At 58.4% G+C, this 2,496-nt stretch carries 2 protein-coding genes; both read left to right on the top strand.

The window, feature by feature from the left end:
* The first annotated feature begins 112 nt into the window (after positions 1-112).
* The gene (istA, locus tag ACQZ5N_RS26345) at positions 113-1,639 is read left to right on the top strand and encodes an IS21 family transposase (RefSeq protein ID WP_448734566.1); all 1,527 of its coding nucleotides are present in this window, start codon (positions 113-115) and stop codon (positions 1,637-1,639) included.
* Entirely contained in the window at positions 1,629-2,441 is an 813-nt protein-coding gene (istB, locus tag ACQZ5N_RS26340) for an IS21-like element helper ATPase IstB (RefSeq protein WP_448734565.1), read from the top strand. The genes istA and istB overlap by 11 nt, the downstream gene beginning before the upstream one ends.
* The last annotated feature ends 55 nt before the right edge of the window (positions 2,442-2,496 follow it).

The raw sequence follows: 2,496 nt of genomic DNA, 5'->3' as shown, positions 1-2,496 counted from the left end.
TGTTGATTGCCACTGAGAACTGACCCGGCGTGGCGTGATATTTCCATTGAGAATTGACCCATGTTCCAACCTTCCCTCGCATGTTTTCAGCGAGGGCTATGGAGTGATCGACATGGCGTTATTGAGCGTGATCCGACGCTGGCATTTTCGAGAACATTTATCGATCCGGGAGATTTGCCGCAGGACTGGCCTATCCCGGAATACCATCCGCAAATACCTGCGTCTGGACGGCGTGGAGCCGAAGTTCAAGGTCCCAGAGCGGCCGAGCAAGCTCGATCCTTTTGCCGATCGGTTGTCTGCCTGGCTGAAGACCGAATCCAAGAAGAACCGCAAACAGAAGCGGACGATGAAGCAGTTACATGCCGACCTGATGAACCTTGGCTACGAGGGCTCCTACAATCGGGTGGCCGCATTTGCCCGGGAATGGCGTGATGACCGGCAGAGAGAATTGCAGACGACGGGCCGCGGGACATATGTGCCCCTGGCGTTCGATCCCGGCGAAGCTTTCCAATTCGACTGGTCGGAGGACTGGGCGATCATCGGCAATGAGCGAACCAAGCTTCAGGTGGCACACACGAAGCTGAGCTACAGCCGCGCCTTCATCGTACGGGCCTATCTCCTACAGACGCACGAGATGCTGTTCGATGCCCACAATCATGCATTCCGCGTGTTCGGAGGCATCCCCGGCCGTGGCATCTACGACAACATGCGCACCGCGATCGACAAGGTCGGCCGCGGCAAAGAGCGTGACGTCAACGTCCGCTTCCAGGCAATGGCCAGCCACTACCTGTTCGAACCCGAGTTCTGCAATCCGGCTTCAGGCTGGGAGAAGGGACAGGTCGAGAAGAACGTGCAGGACGCACGTCATCGTCTATGGCAGCCCACGCCGCGCTTCCCATCGCTGGATGCTCTCAACGACTGGCTCGAGCAGCGCTGCAAGGAGTTCTGGGCACAGACCCCGCACGGGCAAATGCGCGGCACCATCGCCGACATCTGGGCGGAGGAAGTACCCGCGCTCATGCCTATTACCCGGCTGTTCGATGGGTTCGTTGAATACACCAAGCGCGTCTCGCCGACCTGCCTCGTGCATCTGGAACGCAATCGCTATAGCGTCCCGGCGTCCTTCGCCAATCGACCGGTCAGCCTACGGGTCTACCCGGAACGTGTTGTGGTCGCTGCAGAAGGTCAGATCGTTTGCGAGCATCGTCGTGTCATTGATCGATCTCATGATCGGCCGGGACAGACAATTTACGACTGGCGGCACTATCTGGCGGTGGTGCAGCGCAAGCCAGGTGCGCTTCGCAATGGCGCACCATTCGCCGAACTCCCCGAGGCATTCCGTTCCTTACAGCAATACCTGCTGAAGAAGCCGGGCGGCGATCGGGAGATGGTCGATATCCTGGCGCTTGTCCTTCAACACGATGAACAGGCCGTACTGTCGGCGGTCGACATGGCGCTGAAGTCAGGGGTTCCGACCAAGACGCATGTCCTGAACCTGCTGCATCGACTTGTTGACGGCAAATCCTTCACGCCGCCGACCATCGATGCGCCGCAAGCCCTGACGCTCATCAACGAGCCGAAGGCAAATGTCGAACGATACGATGCCCTGAGGAAGACGGAGGCCCGCCATGCGTCATAATCCAGCAAGCGGCGCGATTGTCATCATGCTGCGGCAATTGAAGATGCACGGCATGGCACAAGCCGTCGGCGAACTGACGGAGCAAGGATCGCCGGCGTTCGAGGCTGCCATTCCAATCCTATCGCAGCTTCTCAAGGCGGAAACGGCAGAACGAGAAGTGCGATCGACAGCATATCAGCTCAAGACGGCACGCTTTCCCGCATACCGTGATCTGAATGGCTTCGATTTTACCAGCAGCGAGATCAACGAGGCGCTCGTGCGTCAGCTTCACCGCTGCGAGTTCCTCGACGACGCCAACAACATTGTCCTGGTCGGTGGCCCCGGCACGGGCAAAACGCATATCGCGACGGCAATCGGCGTTCAGGCCATCGAGCATCATCACAAACGGGTTCGGTTCTTCTCGACCGTCGAGCTGGTCAACGCGCTGGAACAGGAGAAGGCGCAAGGACGGTCTGGGCAGATCGCCAACCGGCTCGTTCATTCCGATCTCGTCATCCTCGATGAGCTCGGATACTTGCCGTTCAGTGCGTCAGGCGGTGCGATGCTGTTCCATCTGCTGAGCAAGCTATACGAGCGAACCAGCGTCATCATCACGACAAACCTCAGCTTCAGCGAATGGGCCAGCGTCTTCGGCGATGCTAAGATGACCACCGCGCTGCTGGACCGGCTCACGCATCATTGCCACATCCTTGAAACCGGAAACGACAGCTTCCGCTTCAAGAACAGTTCTGCGCACGACACCAAAACGACAAAGGAGAAAACGAGGAACTTGACCACGACCGCAGACCCGAAACATACCTAACAGGCGGGTCAATTCTCGGTGGAAACGCCGGGTCAGTTCTCAGTGGCAATCAACA

The organism is Agrobacterium sp. 22-221-1 (assembly GCF_053522445.1).
This window is presented reverse-complemented; position numbering and strand designations above follow the sequence as displayed.